Source organism: ANME-2 cluster archaeon (assembly GCA_019429385.1).
Classification (GTDB): Archaea; Halobacteriota; Methanosarcinia; order Methanosarcinales; family Methanocomedenaceae; genus Methanocomedens_B.
In genome coordinates this window covers 94,576-114,789 of the sequence record JAHYIS010000003.1, presented here as the reverse complement: position 1 = coordinate 114,789, position 20,214 = coordinate 94,576, and the positions used below count along the sequence as shown (strand labels likewise).

Sequence of the window (20,214 nt, the reverse complement as noted above, 5' to 3'; positions counted from 1 at the left end):
CTGGGGTAGGTCACAGGACCGTATCAGGAGAACTTAAAAAACAAATCAAGAACCTTCTGGAACTTGATTATATTGAAATGACAATCCCTGATAAGCCCCGTAGCAGCAAGCAAAAATACCGCCTGACAGCCAAAGGTAAGGATTTCTTAGCCAAAAAGGGTCATTAATATCATATAAGCGCAGGAGTCGAAAGAAAGAATGAAAGAAAGTAAATTCCTAAATGGATGGGATAAAGAGGGGTACACAGAGTTCTGACATTATGAAAAACAAACATAAAGAGGAAGCCTTGGCCAAGGATGAGGCAGCCTATGATGACAGAACTGAGACTACAATAGATGTCCCGGTTGAATTAGTTCCTGCGGTCCGGGAACTTATCGCAAAGCATCAGACATCACAGCATCCGAAGACAACGGTAAAAAACAGCGGATAAAGGAGAAATCAAAGAGAACTTTTTGGAATTTCAATATGAACCTCCCAGACCTCATCAAAACCGGAGAATCAGAAACCATCGAATTCAAAGAAAAATTCGATGACCGAACCATCGAATCAGCAGTAGCTTTCGCCAATACAAGGGGCGGCACGATTTTTATAGGCGTATCCGACCAAAACAACATCAAATGTATCAAAATCGGAAAAGAAACACTCAACCAGTGGACAAATCAAATATCCCAGAGCACAGACCCCCGCATAATCCCTGAGATCGAACAGATAAAAGTCAGTGGAAAGACCGTCGTCGCAGTAAAAATAAAAGAAAATCCAATAAAACCCGTATCAACAAAAGGAAAATGCCTCAAAAGAGAGGACAGCAGCAATCGTGCAATGAGCGCACAGGAAGTTGCACAAATGCACCTCCATTCTACAGGAATGAGCTGGGACAAATATCCTGCAAAAGATGCAAAGCTTTCAGATATTGACATTGAAAAGGTCAAACGATATATCAAAAAAGCAAAAGAAACCGGCAGGAAAAAGATAGGGGACGATGAAGAACCAATGCCGGTTCTTGAAAAAATGAAACTGATTACGCAGGGGCAGCCCACACGGGCAGCAATCCTTCTGTTTTCAAAAGAGACAAATAAATTCATTTCCCAGGCTGCGATACACTGTGGAAGGTTCAAAAAAGGGCATATTGTCATTGATGACAGGATGATCGTTGGCACCGTTTTTGAGCAGATAGACGAAGCTATGGACTTCATACACAAAAACATCAATGTCGAATTTGTGATGACAGGCAGGCCAGAACGAGAGCAAAAATGGGATTACCCATTAGAAGCCCTGCGAGAAGCCCTCATCAATGCCGTTTGCCATCGGGACTATACGATCTTCTCAGACATCGAAGTACGAATCTATGACGACAAACTTATAATCAGGAGTCCCGGGTTTTTACCCTATGGGATAACACTGGAAGAACTATACAAACCACATTCATCAACCCTGCGAAACAAAGGACTGGCAGAAGTATTATATGATACTGAATTGATTGAAAGATGGGGCAGCGGCATAGAAAAAATACAACAACACTGTCTCGAAGCCGGACTTCCAGAACCGATATTTGAGGAATACCAGGGATTCCAGGTTGTATTTAGAAAAGATGTCTATGATGATGAATATCTCCACAGCCTGAACCTGAATGAAAGGCAGATCAAAGCTGTGATGTATGTCAAGGAAAAAGGACAGATTACCAATAAAGAATACCAGGAAATTTGTAATACCTCTAACAGAACAGCGTCAAGAGATTTAGTAAATCTGGTATCAGCAGGACTCCTTGAACAAATTGGGATTACTGGAAAAGGAACTGTATACATTCTAAGGCGCCACAAAGACGCCAAAGACGCCACAAAGACGCCATAAACACATCACTAAGGCCCTACAAAAGGCGCCAAAACATATAACGTTCTATACATAGGTCGAAAATATGCAAAACATAGAAAAGACAATCCAGAGCATCCTTAAAAAATTCGAAGTCAAAGATGACTACGAGAAAAGAAAACTCGTATTCTGGTACGATAAGGACGGGACAGTTAAAGATGAAGAAGAACTTGGGCAGATTAAATCCTCTCTCTCTGAAAAAGACATAAATCTCCACATTCTCAACAACAACTTCTTCGAAACCAAAAAGCTCCTTGAAAAAGACGATACAGAGTCGGATTATCTTATTTATTCACCTGAAGCAGAACGAGACGCACAATCCAACTGGCTACTTGACATTCAACTTTATTCATCAAGATTCGAGAACAGCACGATATCAGATATCAAAAGTGAACTCGGCATCGAAGGTTACGACCTCGATAAATTGTTAGAAGACCATAAAAAGTTCTTTACACATAAAGACCGTGTTTTAGCTTTCAAGCGGCATTACCGCAATGATTGGAAAGAGGATACATTTGTATTGGGAATGCTGGCAGCACTTTCAAGGTCTTCTACAATTGATCAAAAAGAGATAGTCAGGAATCTTCTAATGGGTTCCCTGGAAGAAGAAGATAACACAATCTGGGGTGAATTCAATAGATTCGGGCTTGTAGATAGATTCTGGGATATTATCAGGAGGCGTTTCGGGTATTCATCAGAACATCCGACCCTGAAGAAACTGTTTCTTAGCTTCATAATAACCCACATAGACAGGAATGCAAGTGTCGTTTTGAAATCCTATGAACAATATATCAATAGGCATAGCAACGAATGTGAGATATTCATAAGAGGATGGATGGACAATTCAAAATACTCCAAAGATTTTGATGCTTACTGTAACAATTTGCTCGCAGCCGACGAACATAAACTTGAGAATAATCTGACATCACTTCTGAACAAAAACGAAGTAGAAGACTATCTTGAAGCCGAATCCATCGACTTATTTGACAAGAACATCATCAAAAAAATAGTCACGAAACTTACCGAAGGCAGCGATGATTTCAACAAATATCTAGAATGGATAGACAATAGAAAAACAAAACACTGGTATCAAACATACCGGAACATCTACTGTGCCCTTGAAAATGCAATTAAGCTTCATCAGTTCTCAAAAGAGATTGAACAGGAAGGTATCAATGAACAGAGCCTGAATGAACTCTTTAAGGGGTATATGAACCGGTACTATCTAATAGATTATTTTTACCGCAAGTTCTATTACCACTACGATAAGGACAGTGAGAAAGAGATACTCAAGAGAGATATCAAGGATATAGTCGAAAATCTTTATAATAAATTGCTTAATAAACTTCTCACCCGCTGGAGCGACCTGATCGACTCAGAGCTTCAAGATACATGGAACATCGAACTCATCGATAACCAGAACAAATTTTACAACATATATATAGACAATATCCTCAGAAGAAATGACAAGGATAAAGTAGCAGTCATCATATCGGATGGATTGCGATACGAAACAGCAGTCGAACTAAAAGATGTGGTTAACAAAAGCTCAATAGGCACTATCGAACTAAAAGCAATGGCAAGCTCACTCCCATCATACACAAAGCTTGGAATGGCAAGTCTGCTGCCGCATAATAAGCTCGAATACAGGAACAATCATATCTTTGTTGATGGAATTGATTCAGAGGGAACTGAAAACAGGGGTAAGATCCTGTCAAATAGTGTCAGCGATTCTAATGTATTTAAGTTCGATGAGCTCAAGGCGTTAAAAAGGGACGATGCAAGAAACGAGACCAAAAAAAGGGTTATTTACATTTATCACAACAGGATTGACGAAACAGGAGATAACAAATCTTCAGAACATAATGTCTTCAATGCAGTGGAATCTACTATACAGGATATTAACAAGATGATCAAATATCTGGGGAGATCTCTCAATGTGTCAAAAATCATAGTCACATCAGACCATGGTTTCATTTATAAAAGAGAACATCTCGAAAACGTTGATAAACTTGAAACACAGGATTTTGATAAAAACAAGATCATCGAGGCTAATAAACGTTTCATCATGAGTGAACAGGATTTGACGCTACGAAATATACATAAATTCAATATGGCTCCTACAATGGATTCAGATAAACAGATGCATATATACGTTCCATTAGGAGACCTGCGTTTCAAATCACAAGGCGGAGGAGTGAATTACGTCCATGGGGGGGCTTCATTGCAGGAAATTGTAATACCTGTCCTTATTTACAGCCAAAATAAATATGAGTCAGACCTTGATAGAAAAGGGATCGAACACGGCAAAGTGGAGGTCACAGTCTTAGATTCCCATAAAAAGATAACCAACAGCACCTTTAAGGTAAAATTACTACAAACAGGAAAGGTGACCGACAAACGTGAGCCGCTGAGTTTCAAGCTTGCCTTGTATGATACTGATGGACAAAAGGTCAGTGACGAAAAACTGGTGATTGCAGACAGTACTTCTGATGAACCAGAAGAAAGGATCCAGGAAGTAATTTTAACCCTGAGTAGCGATATCGAAAATAAAACTTATAGTTTAATTGGGAAAGATGACGATTCTAAGGCTTTGCAGCAGGAAATATTTGAGATTCCCATGATAGTGGACATTCTAATAACAGATGACTTTTAATAAATTCAACCAATCAATAAGTCAGGCAGATGAAAATGGCAGATATAGATTCAAACACTGAGATCGATAATAAACTGAACACCTATTTCCCAGGAAAGGTGGTAAGAAAGGACCTCACTAAACTTATGAAAGTAGGTCATAATGTTCCCGTATATGTGTTAGAATACCTCTTAGGATCAAACTGTGCCACAGATGATGAAGACCTTATCAAAGAGGGCGTCAAGAAAGTAAAAAATATACTCTCAGAGAATTACGTTCGCCCTGATGAAGCTGAATTGATCAAGTCAAAAATACGAGAAACCGGATACTATACTATAATAGACAAAGTTACCGTTAAGCTCAATGAAAAACGGGATGTTTACGAAGCATTGTTCTCTAATCTGGGAATCTCGAAAGTTGAAGTTGACCCATTTTATATAAAAAAATATGAAAAACTGCTCGGTGGTGGTATCTGGTGCATCATCAAGATGGAATATTTATCTGATTCTTCCCAGTCCCCATTTATGATCGCTGACTTAAAACCCATACAGATTCCAAATGTTAACATAAATGATTTTATAGACCAGAGGAAGAACTTCACAAAAGATGAGTGGATAGACGTCCTTCTAAGAACCATCGGAATGGAACCCACACAACTGGAATATCCGGCAAAATGGCATTTAATAGAACGGCTTGTGCCTCTTGTTGAAAACAATTATAATATGTGTGAACTCGGACCGAGAAGTACCGGAAAATCTCATGTTTTCAAGGAAATATCCCCTAACTCAATATTGATATCCGGGGGACAGACCACGGTTGCAAACCTGTTCTTTAACATGAGTACAAGACAGGTAGGACTCGTGGGGATGTGGGACGTTGTTGCCTTCGATGAAGTTGCAGGGATACGGTTCAAAGACAAGGATGGAATACAGATACTCAAAGATTACATGGCATCCGGTTCATTTGCCAGGGGAAAAGACCAGATAAATGCAAATGCATCCGTTGTTTTTGTTGGCAATGTTAACCAGAGCATATCATCGTTGCTCAAAACATTCCACCTATTTGCTCCATTCCCCGAAGGGATGAATAACGATAGTGCATTTTTTGACAGGATCCACTATTATCTGCCAGGGTGGGAGGTTCCAAAGTTCAGACCAGAACACTTCACTGATAGGTATGGTTTTATTGTAGATTATTTTGCTGAATTCCTCAGAGAAATGAGAAAACGGTCTTTCAGTGACAATATATTCAATTATTTCAAGCTCGGAAATAATTTGAACCAGAGAGATGTCATTGCGGTAAAAAAGACATTTTCCGGTTTGATGAAGCTGGTATACCCTGACGAGAACATATCCAAAGAGGAAGCACAAGAGATCCTTGAATATGCAATGGTAGGACGAAGAAGGGTTAAGGAGCAGTTAAAGAAAATCGGTGGGATTGAATTTTATGATGTTAATTTCTCTTATATCGACAATGAAGATATGATTGAACATTTTGTAACGGTCCCGGAGAGCGGTGGAAGCAAGATCATTCCTGCAGGGATGGCAAAACCAGGGCAGGTTTATGCAGTGTCTGCTGCTCCCTCCAGCAAGATTGGAGTGTATAAGTTAGAGTTACAGGTTGTTCCAGGTTCCGGAAAATATGAAAAATCAGGTCTTGGTTCAAATCCAAAAGCTAAAGAAGCTATTCAAACCGCATTTAACTATTTTAAGGCAAATGCAAAATCAGTCAGTCAAGGTATTTCAATAAAAGAAAAAGATTTCCATTTACATGTGCAAGACCTAACAGGTGTGGGAATGTCTGATGATCTGGCTCTTGCAGCTTTTCTTAGTTTATGTTCAGGTGCTCTGGAGAAACCAGTACAAGAACAGACTGCAATCTTGGGTACAATTACTATAGGCGGTTCTATTAGTAGTATAGATAATTTATCTGACCTCTTGCAGGTTTGCATGGATGCTGGAGCTAGGAAAGTCCTCATCCCGATATCAGTGGCATCAAAAATGTCAACAGTGCCGCCGGATTTATTTAGTAAGTTCCAGATATCTTTTTATGAAGATCCAATTGATGCGGTTTATAAGTCGTTGGCGTTATCTTGATGACAATACCTTGTAAAATGTATGGGCCGAATTGAGTGGATATTCGTATGTTAGATAGATGAACTCGATAATTAATCTCACTAAAGTTTAATAAATTCCCAGTCATATCACATTTCATATATTTTTTATTGATTTTCGAAGCAAAATATTCATTCTTTTATCTTCAGATATATAGAACCATCATCTTGATGTTTCAATTCAAATATATTTGAATGTGCCTTGACTAGTTGTGATAATTGTTTGAAACCATACGATCTTGGGTCAAAACCAGGATCTAGCTGAGGTAAATAATGTCCCATAGTGCCTAATTGTGCCCACCCATCTTCTCTTAATGCCATTTCAAAAGCTTCCTTGAGTAGGGGAATAGGTTCTAATATTTTGGCTTTTTCGTCAACTATTAATGATTTCTCTGCATCCTTTGCATTGATTAATTTCGAATCATTGAGAGTTAAATTTTCAGTATATACAAATCTATTACATGCATTTACAAAGGGTTTCGGTGTTTTATTTTGACCAATTCCCATAACAAAAATTCCACTTTCACGGATCCTTGTCGCTAGTCTTGTATAATCACTATCACTAGAGACAATACAAAAACCTTCAACTAAACCGCTATGAAGGATATCCATAGCATCAATAATCATTGCACTGTCAGTAGCATTCTTTCCAATAGTAAAACGGAATTGTTGGATAGGTTGAATTGCAAGATTATTTAACGATTCTTTCCACCCATTCATGTTTGGTGTTGTCCAATCACCATAAATGCGTCTGATAGTGCTTGGTCCATATTTTCCTGTTTCTGCTATAATTTTCTCAATTAAAGATGGTTGTGCATTATCGCCATCTATCAGTAAGGCAATTTTCATTCTATTTTTATCTTCAAATTGGTCCGTCGTGAATATATGTTTCTGAATCATTTCATTAGTTTATTGATCTTACATTATAAAATAATTGTGATAATATTGTACAAACAATTGTGTAATTCTATACAAAACTTTCTAGTATCCCTGCCACCGGTCCTGATGGGTTGACGTCGTCTGGATGTTCAGTAGGCTGGTCCATTGTCGGTCATCTTCTCACAATGCCGCAGAGTCAGGCTCTTGCCTCGTGTCTGGCTGGCTATACAGGGATACGGGGTAGCGCTATGAAAAGGATGGGATTTATAATTACTGCTGGCCGGGTGTGGGTGATGCAGTACGATAGCAATCCTTGGTGTAACCGATTCTGACAACGGGGTCCTTCGGGGGGAGGGTGTCAACAGTGGGGATGATTCCTGTGGTCCTACTGCACGGGTGTTTGTATGGGGGTGGCGATGCGCTGGATGTTGTGTGGGGTATTGTATTCAGTTGTTGTGCCGGTGGAGTGTTGCCATGGCTGTTAAAATATAATTTAAATGCAATACTGTGCAACTAAGAGTTCGTACCAGTTCGCATGAGTTAGTTGTTAATTTTTATTTAATCCCTCCCCTCCCCCTGTACTAATACCTGTTTAAGCTCTTTACTTTAATTATCAAAGATGGGTCCGGTGATGAAGTAGCGACCCTGTTATACATGACTTTCGAGCCGGAAGAACTGATACATGCGGACGGGGGTAAAAAAAAGACATGGCCAGAGCGCAAGGCGCATACCATCGACTTTATCAAAAATGCAGGTCGGGATATGAAGCAGCTATCATGTGCTGGTATATGACCCAATCTACGGACCATCATCAGGGATTATGACAGGCTGGGGGATGGTGTGTGGGATATCTTCAATGCCTCAAAGGACTCGGTTGCATGGTATTACACTTCTATGCTGGATGCTTTTGGTAATGGGGATGAGGGGATACGTGATATGCCTGCGTTTAAGGAGTTTGAGAAATGTGTCGGTGAGATGTTTGGGGATGGGGGAGGGGTTTAAAGGTAGGGTGGTATATTAGGAAGCGCCGGGGCCAGTTGATTGAGTAGTAGTGGTGGGAAGTAATATACAGTTGTTGTGCCGGTGGAGTGTCGCTATGGCTGTTAAAATATAATTTAGGTGCAATATATCGCGACAAAGAGTTCGTACCAGTTCGCACGAGTTAGTTGCTAATTTTTTTATCCCCCTCCTGCACTGATACCTACGTATGTTCCTTACTTTAGATATCAGAGATGCGTTTGGTGATGAGGTGGCGACCCTGGCAGACGTGACTTCCGAGCCGCAAGAACTAATACATGCGGACGGGAGCAAAAAGCAAGACCTGGCCCGAGCGCAAGTTCCATACCATCGACTTAATCAAAAATGCAGGTCGGGACATGAAACTGCTTTCCTGTGCCGACAAGTTGGCAAATCTACGGGATATCATCGGGGACTATGACAGGCTGGGGGATGAGTAATGCAGTACACCAACAACCCCATGCATACCTGACCCTGCCACCGCAGCCCTTCAGGGCGGCAGGGTGGCAGCCAGCTGTGAGGATTATTTCAAACAGGCTGCAGGTACAGATGTGTTATTTTTTTATACATTCAAAACCCAGATAAAAACAACTAACTTTTTACTTATAAAGTCATTTTCACGCACATGAATAAACGCCGAATATTTGAGGAGTTGAAAGATAATCCTAAAAATATTCGGTTTGAAAAACTATGCAAAGCGGCAGAAGTCTTTGGTTTTATATTCAAGAGCTAAAAAGGAAGCCATAGGATATATGCAAAAGAAGGAATTAAAGAAATGCTAAATTTTCAGGACGTAGGGGGCAAGGCAAAGCCTTATCAGGTAAAAGAATTTATCAAGATAATAGAACAATATGATTTCATAACAGAAGATGATACTGATGCATAAATATGCAATAGAGATATTTTATAGCGAAGAAGATGAAGGATATATCGCTGTAGTTCCAGAACTTCAAGGATGTTCAGCTTTCGGAGAAACTGAAGAAGAAGCACTGGAAGAAGTAAAAATAGGAATGGAACTTTGGCTTGAGACCGCCATAAAAGAAAGCAGGAAAATACCCAAACCTATCAAAAAAGAGATTCTCAAGACATTTTTCGAAAACAGTTTATTGACATCCACCGCTTAATAACGGTTTTTTTATGGCTGCAAACAATAATTATTGTGCCTAAGAGCCCCCTTTGTTGACAACCTGGGATATGGACACCGCTGTCCATGAGTGGGTGCAGGTGGATGGGGGTGCAGTGGTCGGAAGTTAGATTTAGTTGTTGTGCCGTTAGAATGGCAATATGTCTGTTAAAATATAAAATGTGAGTAATGCTAAACAGGTACAACATCTTATATCCACTTGCACGCGCCCCCCTCCTGCACTGCTGCCTGCGTACACTCCCTACTTTAGATATCAGAGATGAGTCCGGTGATGAAGTGGCGATCCTGGCAGACGTGAATTCCGAGCCGCAGAACTAATACATGCGGACGGGGGCAAAAAGCAAGACCTGGACTGAGCGCAAGATCCATACCATCAACTTGATAAAAAATACAGGTCGGGATATGAAGCTGCTCCCCTGTGTCGACAAGTTGGCAAATCTACGGGATATCATCAGGGATTATGACAGGCTGGGGGATGGTGTGTGGGATATCTTCAATGCCTCAAAGACTTCGGTTGCATGGTATTACATTTCTATGCTGGCTGCATTTGGTAATGGGTATGAAGGGATACGTGATATGGCTGCATTTGGTAATGGGTATGAAGGGATACGTGATATGCCTGCGTTTCAGGAGTTCGGGAAATGTGTAGGGGGAGATGTTTGGGGATGGGTGAGAGGTTGGTGTATGGAGCTTGAAGATGGGAGGTATGTTGGGAAGTGAAGAAGTGTATGAAAACTGGAATCACTACAATAAAGCTTAATGTAGAAAAAAGGGTGAGTTTCTCTTCGTAACAATCATATTAGTAAACTACTTATATAATATTATACAATTTTGACATGTAATGGACTTCAAACTTTCAGAACTCGAACTGAAAATAATAGCAATTCTCGATAATTCACCCACCATGAGCGAGCTTGCCAGGCAAACAGGAGTTACTGCAGGATATATTTCGAGGGTAGTAACAGCATTACAACATAAAGGGTTTGTGGAGGTCTCCAAAACGGGCATCACAAAGCATGTGGGACTGAGTTGCAACCTGCATGCTGTTAAACTCATGACCATCCTTCACAAACGAAGTTATATGCCCCTTGCTGAACTTTTAGCGGGGTCAAGTATAAAGGTCCTGGCCGTACTGTCCACCGGAAAAGCAAACCTTATCCGACTGATTGATGAGAGCGGGATATCAGAAGCAACTATCCGTCGCAATATCAGGGAATTTAAAAATCATGCCATTGTGCTTCAACGGGATTCAGAATACGAATTATCCCCTGACCTGGAGGATATCAGGGAATTCATCAGGGATTATTGCTCCTACTTTGCAGTATCCACATTAAACAAATTATCATCGCATGGTCGTTTTATCACATCACATGGCTTTGAATTTCTTTTAGTTTCAGACATAACTATCAGACATGAAAATATCCAACCCACTGGATTAACTGCAATATCAAAAATAATCCCGCTCATGCAGACCGAAAACCATTATTTCTATTCATTGAGGGAACTGTCCTGCGAAGAAATTGCAGTCCATGCAATTGCCCTAGATCCATACAGCAAAAGGAACCTTACCTATGTGATACTGTACATGCTAAAAATAAAAATCGATTCAAATCGGTTTATAAAAATTTCACACCAGTATGGCATTGATATTGCAGGAAGCATAGTAAACCTGGTAAATACCTGGGAACAACCTGAAGAAAAATTCATGCCATCACCCTTGTATATTAAACAAAAAGCAGCGGAGTATGACATAAAATGTCACGAATAGGATTTAATGAAAAGTATGTATTCGCAGAACTGGAAAAGGTCGGCAATGCTCTGACAATACCGGTTAACCTTTACCTCTTAGGCGGCGCTGCTATGATACGATATGGTGTAAAAGCTGCTACAAAAGATATCGATGTTCTATTTTCTACCCAAAAGGAGGTAGAGGAACTGGTCTTAGCTCTTGAGATATCAGATTACAAACAAAAAAAGATCAGCAAGCTGACACCCGAATACAGAATGATGTCTGCAACCCGGATACTTGAAAACGCTGATGGTTTCAGGTGGGATATTTTCCATGAATATGTATGTAAAAAACTCAGGTTATCTCCCGGCATGATCAACCGGGCAAAAATCCTTATGGAAAAGGGGCAGTTGAAGGTCTGGATAATTTCAAAAGAAGATATCTTCCTTCTTAAAAGCGTCACTCAAAGAGATGACGATGAAGACGATCTTTTATTACTGGCAAGGTCGGGTCTTGACTGGGAAGTTATATTTACAGAATGTATCGATCAATCAAGACATGATATGATATGTGAGATCGATCTCCATGATAAGCTGTACAAATTAAAAACGTCATTTGGTCTTGAAACCCCAATAACAGAACGCATCTCAAAGAGGTCACATGAGCAAATGGAACAATGGTTTGAAGATAGAATCATAAGGGAACTGACTATCAATCCTATGACTATGGTTGAAATAACCAACAGATTCGGATGTGATGAAAAAACGTTATTAGTTTCGTTAACCAGGCTAAAAAGATCCGGTAAAATCGAGCAAATAAAAGGTAGATACGAAGTTAAGTGTGGATGATAAAACCTGAAATGTAAAATGATTTTTCAATCTCAATCCTCTTCTATCACTGTGGATTATGGTGCCCCTCTCTCGCTTCCCACTCAATCACATTAATGTAATCAGATTATACTCCCTGCTGCCAGGATAGATGGACAAAATCTTCTGGACATTCAAATACTTTAAACCGGACAGCATACTGGCGAATATAATAAGTTACAAAAACTAATACAAAGTAAGATGGAACATGGAAACCATGACTTTTCAAGATAATAATCCAATCGTTGAAGCATTCAATTTTGCCTATAATGCCCATAAAAACACCTGCCAGAAAAGTTCAACCATACCCTACATCGTCCATCCTCTGGACGTTGCTTCCACCCTCATGAAGAATAATGCCCCCGAGCACGTGGTTATCGCCGGATTGCTGCATGATGTTGTAGAAGATGAAGATTACACCCTGTCCGATATCAGAGATGCGTTCGGCGAAGCGGTGGCAACCCTGGTAGATGGTGCTTCCGAGCCGGAAGAACTAATACATACGGACAGGAGCAATAAGCAAGACCTCCACTGAGTGCAAGTTCCATACCATCAACTTAATCAAAAATGCAGGCCGGGATATGAAGCTGCTCTCCTGTGCCGACAAGTTGGCCGATTTACAGGATATCATCAGGGACTATGACAGGCTGGGGGATGGTGTGTGGGATATCTTCAATGCCTCAAAGACTTCGGTTGCATGGTATTACACTTCTATGCTGGCTGCATTTGGTAATGGGGATGAGGGGATACGTGATATGCCTGCGTTTAAGGAGTTCGGGAAATGTGTCGGTGAGATGTTTGGGGATGGGTGAGAAGTCGGTGTGAGAGGGGTTGAAGATGGGGGGATTATGTTGGGAAGTGCTGGGGCCAGTTGATTGGGTTGCAGTGATGGGAAGTTATATACAGTTGTTGTGCCGTTGGAGTGTCGACATGGCTGTTAAAATATAAAAATTGAGTGATGCTAAACAGAAGCAACATCTTACATCCACTTGCACTCGCCCCCCCTCCTGCGCTGATGCCTGTGCCCGCTCCCATGCATTCACCGTGCTCTGGCTGTTGAGTAAGCGTGAAGGTTGTTAACAATCAAAATTTTTCATTTAATGAATTAGATTTATATCATAAAACAGCATATAAAATTCTAGGTGAAAGTCTTGAAGTTCAAAGTAGTCTTAGAGCCAGCTGAAGAAGGCGGCTATGTGGTATATGTGCCTTCACTTCCAGGATGTATTTCTGAGGGTGATAGTAAAGAAGAAGCGCTAAATAACATTAAAGAGGCTATAGAACTTTATTTAGAACCTACCGAAAATCCAATTTTAACGAACTTTGCTGAAGTTGCTGAAGTTGCTGTCTAACTATGGGTATATTCTATGAAGTTACCAGTAGTTTCAGGCGAGAAAGTAATTAAAGTTCTATTAAAAGCGGGGTTTGTAAAAGTAAGGCAACGGGGAAGCCATGTGAGATTGGAAAACATTGAAGGCGATGATATAATTAAAGTCACGGTTCCATTACATAACTCTTTGAAGAAGGGGACACTAAGCAGAATAATCAAAGAAGCTGGTTTAACCAACGATGAATTTGTTGATTTTATATAATTATTCTGATATTTGAAATTATTCCAGTACCGATATCTTTTTTCACTCCCTGCTGCCGCCATTCCACACCTGACCAGCCCCCTCCTGCACTGATGTCTGTGTACACTCCTTACTTTAGATATCAGAGATGCATTCGGTGACGATGTGGCGACCCTGTTAGACATGACTTCCGAGCCGCAAGAACGAATAAATTTGGACAGCAAATAGCAAGACCTGGACTGAGCGCAAGTTCCATACCATCGAGTTTATCAAAAATGCAGGCCGGGACATGAAGCTGCTCTCCTGTGCCGGTACACGAGCCAATCTACGGGATATCATCAGGGACTATGACAGGCTGGGGGATGAGTAATGCAGTACACCAACAACCCCATGCATACCTGACCCTGCCACCGCAGCCCTTCAGGGCGGCAGGGTGGCAGCCAGCCATGGGGAGCAATGCTCCTCCGCATACTTGCTGATGTAGTCCCACAATGTTAAAGAAAAACGTGAAATTGAATCATTGAGTTGAAGTCACAATCGGCCATATTTTTTATGTGCCTGTTCTGCTGTCAAAATGTCAAATACGTAAACGGTACGTTTTTCCTTATCGATTCGATAGAAGATGCGAAAACTTCCTACTCTTAAACGATATGCAACATCATTAGCACCTTTAATTTCCTTTTTCTCACCTTTTCCAGATCCTGGGAAAGGGTCATTCAACTCTTTAATTGCTGCCTTGATGTTATCCCTAAAATTGGGCGGGAGGTTCTTAAAAATATCTGGAAGAACCAATACATCAAAGGTCATCTATATTGACAAAATCATTTTTGCGCTCTTTGACAACCTGTTTACTGTGTTCAACAAGGCAATTACGATTGTGTTCAATAATCAGATTTTCAATGACCGTGTTATAGTCATCGCCCATATGTCCAATTTCAAGTAAGGCATCACGCGTGTTTGTCTTTACTTGAATTGTGGTTGTAGCACTCATATTATTTTATTACTATAACCACTATAGTACTTATAGTGTGATGTCGGGGTGAAAATTACATGAGACCATCTATATTTAATGTTTAAATAAGTGCATGATGTTCTAGAAAATAAAGATTACACCCTATCCGATATCTGAGATGCGTTCGGCGAAGAGGTGGCGACCCTGACAGATGTGACTTCCCAGACGGAATAACTGATAAATGCCAGAGGGAGCAAAAAGCAAGGTCTGGACTGAACGCAAGTTCCATACCATCAGCTTAATCAAAAATACAGGTCGGTATATGAAGCTGCTCTCCTGTGCCGGTACACGAGCCAATCTACGGGATATCATCAGGGACTATGACAGGCTGGGGGACGGTGTGTGGGATATCTTCAATGCCTCAAAGGACTCAGTTGCATGGTATTACACTTCTATGCTGGATGCTTTTGGTAATGGGGATGAGGGGATACGTGATATGCCTGCGTTTCAGGAGTTCGAGAAATGTGTCGGTGAGATGTTTGAGGATGGGGGAGGGGTCGGTGTGTGGGATTTGAAGATGGGGCTATGTTGGGAAGTGCCTGAGCCAGTTAAAATATATTATTTATGTGATAAAAGTGTTCTCTATATATTTCTTCATTCCCTGCTGCCCCCCTTCCTGCACCTGACCAACTGCCACTTCTTCTGCACTGATAACCTGTGCCCGCTCTGTACTTTATAGCACAGGTTTCGCTGACACAGTAGGATTGGCACACGGGAACGGCCTATAATCTAATTGGGACATATAGGGCCATAAATACGCCATAAAGACGCCATAAACATGTCACTAAGGTACTACAAAAGGCGCTAAAACAATAACAAATCCCTTCTTTACCAGAATCAGAGGCATGCACATCTCCTGTCCCCTTCAAAATTCTGGATGAGGATTTTTAACAGTCTGATAGAATCGTATAGTAAACCTCACAGGCAGAAGAAAGCACAATGTTACATGTTATTGCCCGCATTATCGAGTATCGAGGTAATGAATGCGAACGGCAGGTATAATACACCATCACTGTCCTTGAGGACCTCCCTTGATGCAATAATCGTCCTGTAGGGCTCATACTTTTCTTTAAAATGCATCAGGGATTTTGACTTGCGCTGGTAGCTGCTCTTTGATTCTATAGCAATAAGCCTACCTTCCTTTTCCACAATAAAATCAACTTCTGCCTTGGATTTACTTCTCCAGAACTTTACTTCCACACCCCCATATGTCAACTGGGAAAAAATAAATGCCTCATTCAGCATGCCGATATCCTGCCTGATATCGCAGGGCCTGAAATCATCAATAATGGTATTCCTGAACCCATTGTCAAAAAAATACACTTTTGGAATCTTGATTATCTCAGTTCTTTTGTTGGTAAAAAAAGGAACAATCCTTTTACAGATAAATGTTTTCTCAAGAATGTTGAGATGCCATAAAAGCCCCTTATAGTCAAAACCTGAAACTTCGCCAAGACTTGAATAGGATATAAGCCCGCCAAGTTCTATTGATAGCGCCTTGATTAGCCTGCTCAGGTTAAAATCCGTAGTTAAGCTCAACATATCCTTTATTTCCCGTAAAAAATAAGTGCTGTATATATTCTTCAAAACGAGCCTCTTTTCTCCACCGGACTTTGAGATTGCAACCCTGGGATATCCGCCATAGACAATATACTCATCATAGATTGCGTTTAGCATTTCCATAAGCGGTTTGCTGATCACAGGCAATTCGCCACTTTCATAGAGATACGCCCGAATTGCATCTTTCCTGCTCAGGTAGGTATCAAAAAGCTCCACATTCCGGTATCTTAGAAACTCTTCAAAGGAAAGTGGATACAGGTTGAAGACAAATATCCTGCCTACGAGATATTTAATACCATGAATTGTAAGCCCGGGAGCAGAAGAGCCTGATACCAATATTTTTGTATCCGGGTAATGGTCATAAATGTACTTTAACTTCTGCCCCCCTTCCTTTGCATACGGGAACTCATCTATGAAGAGGTACCGATTATTCTTTACATAAAGTTCTGCGAAGGTTTTCTCATCTTCAACGAACATCTCAAGTACCATCCTGTCATCAAAACTTATGAACACTGCATTTTCAAGAGTCTGGAAAATATGCTTGAGAAGAGTTGTTTTTCCTGATTGTCTTGGCCCGAGAATTGCAATTATTTCAGGTTTGTCAAGATTCTCCTTTATCAGGTTCTCCAGATTTCTGCTTACATAAACCACAATATTAACCCTGCTAAAAATGTAATTTATAATATATTAGCAGGGGTAAAATATAAAGATATGCCTTGGTGTGCAGGACATAATCAATATCTCCATTCATATGCTGAGAATCCCGCCATAAAAATTAAATATCTTCCTCCATAAAATTATTAATAGGTGTTCATGGGAAGATTTTTGTCAAATTAATTTAATCTGTATTATAGTCATATTTACTATTTGAGGTGAAAAAACGTGATATCAACAATACAGAATTATTATACTCTTTGGGGGGAAACCCAGATGACTGTGCATCGACTTTTTCAATTACAGAATAGCCACATACTTATTGATGGTGGAGTACTCACACAAAACGATTTTAAAATCAGTTCATTGCGCCAGGGTGATGATATTTTAAGCAATACCAGAAGTGAACTCAAAAAGTGTATTAAAAAACTTGATGGCTTTGAAGATATTAAGAAATTATTAGAAATGAAAGATGTTTCAGATGAACATGCAGCTCTTCTCAAGAACAGGCTGAAATACATCGAACATCTTAAGGGGGCAATGATAAAAGCAGTTCAATTCATGCATATAAACGGTATTTTGGAAAACAAAGCATATGATGCCATTAAAGGTTTAATTGATGCTGTATCTGGGGATGAGAAGGCACCTCGTATTGAGATTACTAGTATATTGTAACCTTTTTTTAGACAGCAATTACCCCATCACAAATTCCATGCCAATATCTACCACCTTATTTACCTTACAAACACCACCTTCTCCAGTGTTTCGGGGTCATTGCAGAATACGTATGCAACATAACCATATCTGTAAAAGGTCCTGATCCGTACCTCCCCCATCATAGGAGGTCATTCCTCGCTGATTTCCATTTCCTGGAACAATGCTCCAGGGGCATTGACCCCCCCAATATTTTTTATGGCCCGCGCAGCATTCTCCCGGACCTCACGGTCTTTATCTGACACAAAAGACCGGATAAGAGCCGGTACCGCCCTTTCATCTTTCAGTACTGATAAATGATGTATTGCAGCATTACGGACCTCACTGTCTATTTCTGTTACCAATATGTCGGACAGAGGCTCAACCGCTACTTTATTCATAATGAAACAAAGAGGAAACATTGTTTCCTTTCGCACTTCACTATCCGGGTCAAAGCGTAGAGTCTGGATTAGCGGTTCAATTGCCCTTTCATCCATTAAAAGCATGAGAGCGGTTGTTGCTTCAATTCGGACCATACTGCTTTCATCATTCAACAGGATCTTTATCAAAGGTTCTACCGCTTTTTTGTCATTGATAAGTCCAAGTGCAGAAATTGCGTTCAAGCGGAATATCTCGTCACTGCTCATCTCAAGGAAATAGATAAGCGGCACAACAGCTCTTTTATCCATGAGCTCACCCAGAGCCTCGGCTGCACACCTGCTAACCTCAATATCCTCATCCGCCAAAGCAAGAACAAGGCTGGGAACAGCCCTGGTATTCCTCATTTCCCCCAGTGCTCTGGCTGCGTATTTCCTGACCTCTTCATATTCTCCCCAGGGTTCACGTAACATCCCGACCAGAGGGCCCAGCGCTCTGTGGTCTCCAATCCTGCCAAGTGCAATGATGGCATTCTCATGTACCAGAGAGGCACCTTTCAATGCCTGAATAAGCGGCACGACTGCTTTCTTATTTCCAATCTTTCCAAGAGCTTTTGCTGCCACCATCCGGACGTATCTATGGTCATCCCTGAGAGCTCTTATCAGCGGGCTCACAGCCCTTTTGTCCCGTATCTCTCCCAGAGCCCGTGCCACGCTGCATCTGACCCGCCTTTCTTCATCATTTTTCAATGACGAGATAAGGGGCTCAACTGCCCTTGTATCCCCTATCTCCCCCAGGGCCCATGCTATGTCACTTCTGACCGTCTGTTCAGGGTCTGTTGTTAAGGACTGGATAAGTAGTTCAACTGCTTCTTCGCTCTTTAAATTTCCAAGACCCAGTGCAGCCATACTTCGGACAAGGCTGTCCTCATCTGTTGTGAAGGCCCGGATAAGTGGCTCAATTGTCTCGTTATTCTCAATTTCTCCGAGGGCCATAGCTGCAACACTCCGGAGATAACCATCGTCTTCTTGCTGTAATAGTTCGACCAGGGTCTGGACCTCTCTTTCATCTTCTATATCGAGATACTGCATTTGTTCGATAATTCTATCAATGTGAATTATTTCCTTCCCCTGTTCGCTTCTAACGACTTCTATTAGTTCTTCCACTCCGGTGATATGTCCACTTCCTTTAATTGCCATTTACAGTTTTCAGGCTCGATTATTCAGGTACTAGAATTTCTGAATAACGCTCAAGGTCAACGGCGTCCAGACAATACTGGTCATTATATCTGCGAATATGTTCTTTGGTTTTTTCCAGCACCACATGTGCAAGGGTTTGCGGGTCATTACAGAAAATAAATACGATATAGCTGTTCACATAAAATGCCCTGATACCAACCTCACAACCCTCAGGAAGACCATCATTGTTCACCACTTCCTGGAGCACATCCCAGACCCGAAACGGCAGGTCTGACATCCTGGTCAAAAATTCCAGTTCATTGATCTCACAATTGTAATCGCTGCCACCTTCAGAGTTGTCCCATGAGACCAGGTGCTGGCAGTGATCATCCGGGATGTTATCATCCGGGTAGTCATACATGCATGTACTTCCCCCATCGACACGTTCCCATGTCTTGTTGATACGGTATGACCGGGAACAGAACGGACAGGTAAATTCGAACCAGAGCACATCTTCTTCATTGACAACCTTTTCAAATTCCATGATATTTTCTCCATTTACCATTATCCATGTATCCAGAGCATCCGGTTTTTCCGATCAATTATTTGGAATCTAGAATCAGAGAATAGATAAAGATTAGCAAACGTGTTTACATTAATCTGCCTTTATTTATACACCTGATGGTCATATCAATGTCGGTGAAAGTTCGCAGCATCCGAGGTAGTTTGATAATATTGGAACGACAAGCTCTGCATCGTTTTACCCTATTTCCTGGGGTGCCTCTTCTAACTTAAAAATATTCACTTTTGGGATTTACCTCATGAGATTATTAATTCGTAGACACAAAGAATTAATTAAAGCCCGGTTTTTGAGGGGTTTATGGTGAAGGACTAGAATGTGAGTGAAACAATAACAACA

The 20,214-nt window shown here is 40.9% G+C and carries 24 protein-coding genes; 18 read left to right on the top strand and 6 right to left on the bottom strand.

The window, feature by feature from the left end; translation table 11 throughout:
* Positions 1–286: 286 nt before the first annotated feature.
* The 4 genes from K0A89_02350 to brxL all read left to right on the top strand — a co-directional run bounded on the left by K0A89_02350 (position 287) and on the right by brxL (position 6,597).
* Positions 287–430 (top strand): hypothetical protein, encoded by a 144-nt coding sequence (locus K0A89_02350; GenBank protein MBW6517329.1) that lies wholly within the window; start codon positions 287–289, stop codon positions 428–430.
* A 35-nt stretch (positions 431–465) separates the two neighbouring features.
* A complete protein-coding gene (locus K0A89_02345) occupies positions 466–1,848 on the top strand; it encodes a helix-turn-helix domain-containing protein (protein MBW6517328.1) in 1,383 nt (460 codons plus the stop codon).
* A 64-nt stretch (positions 1,849–1,912) separates the two neighbouring features.
* Entirely contained in the window at positions 1,913–4,522 is a 2,610-nt protein-coding gene (gene pglZ, locus K0A89_02340; protein ID MBW6517327.1) for a BREX-1 system phosphatase PglZ type A, read from the top strand.
* Positions 4,523–4,557: 35 nt separating this feature from the next.
* Positions 4,558–6,597 (top strand): protease Lon-related BREX system protein BrxL, encoded by a 2,040-nt coding sequence (gene brxL / locus K0A89_02335; GenBank protein ID MBW6517326.1) that lies wholly within the window; start codon positions 4,558–4,560, stop codon positions 6,595–6,597.
* Between the two features lie 149 nt (positions 6,598–6,746).
* On the opposite strand, the gene K0A89_02330 is transcribed toward brxL, so the two are convergent.
* Positions 6,747–7,514 (bottom strand): NYN domain-containing protein, encoded by a 768-nt coding sequence (locus K0A89_02330; protein ID MBW6517325.1) that lies wholly within the window; start codon positions 7,512–7,514, stop codon positions 6,747–6,749.
* A 633-nt stretch (positions 7,515–8,147) separates the two neighbouring features.
* Between K0A89_02330 and K0A89_02325 the strand changes: the two genes are divergently transcribed.
* From K0A89_02325 to K0A89_02270, 12 genes are all read left to right on the top strand, one after another.
* On the top strand, positions 8,148–8,285 hold the full coding sequence (locus tag K0A89_02325) for a hypothetical protein (GenBank protein MBW6517324.1): 138 nt from the start codon (positions 8,148–8,150) through the stop codon (positions 8,283–8,285).
* Between the two features lie 48 nt (positions 8,286–8,333).
* On the top strand, positions 8,334–8,495 hold the full coding sequence (locus K0A89_02320) for a hypothetical protein (GenBank protein ID MBW6517323.1): 162 nt from the start codon (positions 8,334–8,336) through the stop codon (positions 8,493–8,495).
* Positions 8,496–8,788: 293 nt separating this feature from the next.
* Positions 8,789–8,950 (top strand): hypothetical protein, encoded by a 162-nt coding sequence (locus K0A89_02315; protein MBW6517322.1) that lies wholly within the window; start codon positions 8,789–8,791, stop codon positions 8,948–8,950.
* A 438-nt stretch (positions 8,951–9,388) separates the two neighbouring features.
* Entirely contained in the window at positions 9,389–9,634 is a 246-nt protein-coding gene (locus K0A89_02310) for a type II toxin-antitoxin system HicB family antitoxin (GenBank protein ID MBW6517321.1), read from the top strand.
* 188 nt (positions 9,635–9,822) lie between these two features.
* Positions 9,823–9,972: a hypothetical protein gene (locus K0A89_02305; protein MBW6517320.1), complete on the top strand. Its 150-nt coding sequence runs from the start codon at positions 9,823–9,825 to the stop codon at positions 9,970–9,972.
* A 3-nt stretch (positions 9,973–9,975) separates the two neighbouring features.
* Complete coding sequence (locus tag K0A89_02300) at positions 9,976–10,374, top strand: hypothetical protein (GenBank protein MBW6517319.1); 399 nt, start codon at positions 9,976–9,978, stop codon at positions 10,372–10,374.
* 121 nt (positions 10,375–10,495) lie between these two features.
* Positions 10,496–11,422 (top strand): MarR family transcriptional regulator, encoded by a 927-nt coding sequence (locus K0A89_02295; GenBank protein MBW6517318.1) that lies wholly within the window; start codon positions 10,496–10,498, stop codon positions 11,420–11,422.
* Positions 11,410–12,231, top strand: coding sequence for a hypothetical protein (locus K0A89_02290; GenBank protein MBW6517317.1), 822 nt, complete (start codon positions 11,410–11,412; stop codon positions 12,229–12,231). The genes K0A89_02295 and K0A89_02290 overlap by 13 nt, the downstream gene beginning before the upstream one ends.
* 235 nt (positions 12,232–12,466) lie before the next feature.
* Complete coding sequence (locus K0A89_02285) at positions 12,467–12,784, top strand: HD domain-containing protein (GenBank protein MBW6517316.1); 318 nt, start codon at positions 12,467–12,469, stop codon at positions 12,782–12,784.
* 46 nt (positions 12,785–12,830) lie between these two features.
* The gene (locus K0A89_02280) at positions 12,831–13,061 is read left to right on the top strand and encodes a hypothetical protein (GenBank protein ID MBW6517315.1); all 231 of its coding nucleotides are present in this window, start codon (positions 12,831–12,833) and stop codon (positions 13,059–13,061) included.
* 339 nt (positions 13,062–13,400) lie between these two features.
* Complete coding sequence (locus tag K0A89_02275) at positions 13,401–13,601, top strand: type II toxin-antitoxin system HicB family antitoxin (protein ID MBW6517314.1); 201 nt, start codon at positions 13,401–13,403, stop codon at positions 13,599–13,601.
* Between the two features lie 15 nt (positions 13,602–13,616).
* The gene (locus K0A89_02270; protein MBW6517313.1) at positions 13,617–13,841 is read left to right on the top strand and encodes a type II toxin-antitoxin system HicA family toxin; all 225 of its coding nucleotides are present in this window, start codon (positions 13,617–13,619) and stop codon (positions 13,839–13,841) included.
* Between the two features lie 510 nt (positions 13,842–14,351).
* Here the strand turns inward: K0A89_02270 and K0A89_02265 are convergent.
* Together K0A89_02265 and K0A89_02260 are read right to left on the bottom strand one after the other, a co-directional pair.
* On the bottom strand, positions 14,352–14,627 hold the full coding sequence (locus K0A89_02265) for a type II toxin-antitoxin system RelE/ParE family toxin (protein ID MBW6517312.1): 276 nt from the start codon (positions 14,625–14,627) through the stop codon (positions 14,352–14,354).
* A complete protein-coding gene (locus K0A89_02260; GenBank protein ID MBW6517311.1) occupies positions 14,617–14,811 on the bottom strand; it encodes a hypothetical protein in 195 nt (64 codons plus the stop codon). Before K0A89_02260 ends, K0A89_02265 begins: the two co-directional genes overlap by 11 nt.
* A gap of 202 nt (positions 14,812–15,013) precedes the next feature.
* Between K0A89_02260 and K0A89_02255 the strand changes: the two genes are divergently transcribed.
* On the top strand, positions 15,014–15,511 hold the full coding sequence (locus K0A89_02255; GenBank protein MBW6517310.1) for a hypothetical protein: 498 nt from the start codon (positions 15,014–15,016) through the stop codon (positions 15,509–15,511).
* A 263-nt stretch (positions 15,512–15,774) separates the two neighbouring features.
* Here K0A89_02255 and K0A89_02250 read toward each other — a convergent pair whose 3' ends face one another.
* Positions 15,775–17,043 carry an ATP-binding protein gene (locus K0A89_02250; GenBank protein MBW6517309.1) on the bottom strand — a complete coding sequence of 423 codons (1,269 nt, stop codon included), beginning with the start codon at positions 17,041–17,043 and terminating at the stop codon, positions 15,775–15,777.
* Between the two features lie 231 nt (positions 17,044–17,274).
* Between K0A89_02250 and K0A89_02245 the strand changes: the two genes are divergently transcribed.
* A complete protein-coding gene (locus K0A89_02245) occupies positions 17,275–17,721 on the top strand; it encodes a hypothetical protein (GenBank protein MBW6517308.1) in 447 nt (148 codons plus the stop codon).
* Between the two features lie 170 nt (positions 17,722–17,891).
* Here the strand turns inward: K0A89_02245 and K0A89_02240 are convergent, their stop codons facing one another.
* Complete coding sequence (locus K0A89_02240) at positions 17,892–19,316, bottom strand: HEAT repeat domain-containing protein (GenBank protein MBW6517307.1); 1,425 nt, start codon at positions 19,314–19,316, stop codon at positions 17,892–17,894.
* Positions 19,317–19,335: 19 nt separating this feature from the next.
* Positions 19,336–19,839, bottom strand: a complete 504-nt coding sequence (locus K0A89_02235; GenBank protein ID MBW6517306.1) for a hypothetical protein — start codon at positions 19,837–19,839, stop codon at positions 19,336–19,338.
* Positions 19,840–20,214: the final 375 nt, after the last annotated feature.

Coding starts and splice junctions, on each gene's coding strand:
- K0A89_02345 (MBW6517328.1), top strand. CDS start 466: ATGAACCTCCCAGACCTCATCAAAACCGGAGAATCAGAAACCATCGAA.
- pglZ (MBW6517327.1), top strand. CDS start 1,913: ATGCAAAACATAGAAAAGACAATCCAGAGCATCCTTAAAAAATTCGAA.
- brxL (MBW6517326.1), top strand. CDS start 4,558: ATGGCAGATATAGATTCAAACACTGAGATCGATAATAAACTGAACACC.
- K0A89_02330 (MBW6517325.1), bottom strand. CDS start 7,514: ATGATTCAGAAACATATATTCACGACGGACCAATTTGAAGATAAAAAT.
- K0A89_02325 (MBW6517324.1), top strand. CDS start 8,148: ATGACTTTCGAGCCGGAAGAACTGATACATGCGGACGGGGGTAAAAAA.
- K0A89_02315 (MBW6517322.1), top strand. CDS start 8,789: ATGCGGACGGGAGCAAAAAGCAAGACCTGGCCCGAGCGCAAGTTCCAT.
- K0A89_02310 (MBW6517321.1), top strand. CDS start 9,389: ATGCATAAATATGCAATAGAGATATTTTATAGCGAAGAAGATGAAGGA.
- K0A89_02305 (MBW6517320.1), top strand. CDS start 9,823: ATGCTAAACAGGTACAACATCTTATATCCACTTGCACGCGCCCCCCTC.
- K0A89_02300 (MBW6517319.1), top strand. CDS start 9,976: ATGCGGACGGGGGCAAAAAGCAAGACCTGGACTGAGCGCAAGATCCAT.
- K0A89_02295 (MBW6517318.1), top strand. CDS start 10,496: ATGGACTTCAAACTTTCAGAACTCGAACTGAAAATAATAGCAATTCTC.
- K0A89_02290 (MBW6517317.1), top strand. CDS start 11,410: ATGTCACGAATAGGATTTAATGAAAAGTATGTATTCGCAGAACTGGAA.
- K0A89_02285 (MBW6517316.1), top strand. CDS start 12,467: ATGACTTTTCAAGATAATAATCCAATCGTTGAAGCATTCAATTTTGCC.
- K0A89_02280 (MBW6517315.1), top strand. CDS start 12,831: ATGAAGCTGCTCTCCTGTGCCGACAAGTTGGCCGATTTACAGGATATC.
- K0A89_02270 (MBW6517313.1), top strand. CDS start 13,617: ATGAAGTTACCAGTAGTTTCAGGCGAGAAAGTAATTAAAGTTCTATTA.
- K0A89_02265 (MBW6517312.1), bottom strand. CDS start 14,627: ATGACCTTTGATGTATTGGTTCTTCCAGATATTTTTAAGAACCTCCCG.
- K0A89_02260 (MBW6517311.1), bottom strand. CDS start 14,811: ATGAGTGCTACAACCACAATTCAAGTAAAGACAAACACGCGTGATGCC.
- K0A89_02255 (MBW6517310.1), top strand. CDS start 15,014: ATGCCAGAGGGAGCAAAAAGCAAGGTCTGGACTGAACGCAAGTTCCAT.
- K0A89_02240 (MBW6517307.1), bottom strand. CDS start 19,316: ATGGCAATTAAAGGAAGTGGACATATCACCGGAGTGGAAGAACTAATA.
- K0A89_02235 (MBW6517306.1), bottom strand. CDS start 19,839: ATGGAATTTGAAAAGGTTGTCAATGAAGAAGATGTGCTCTGGTTCGAA.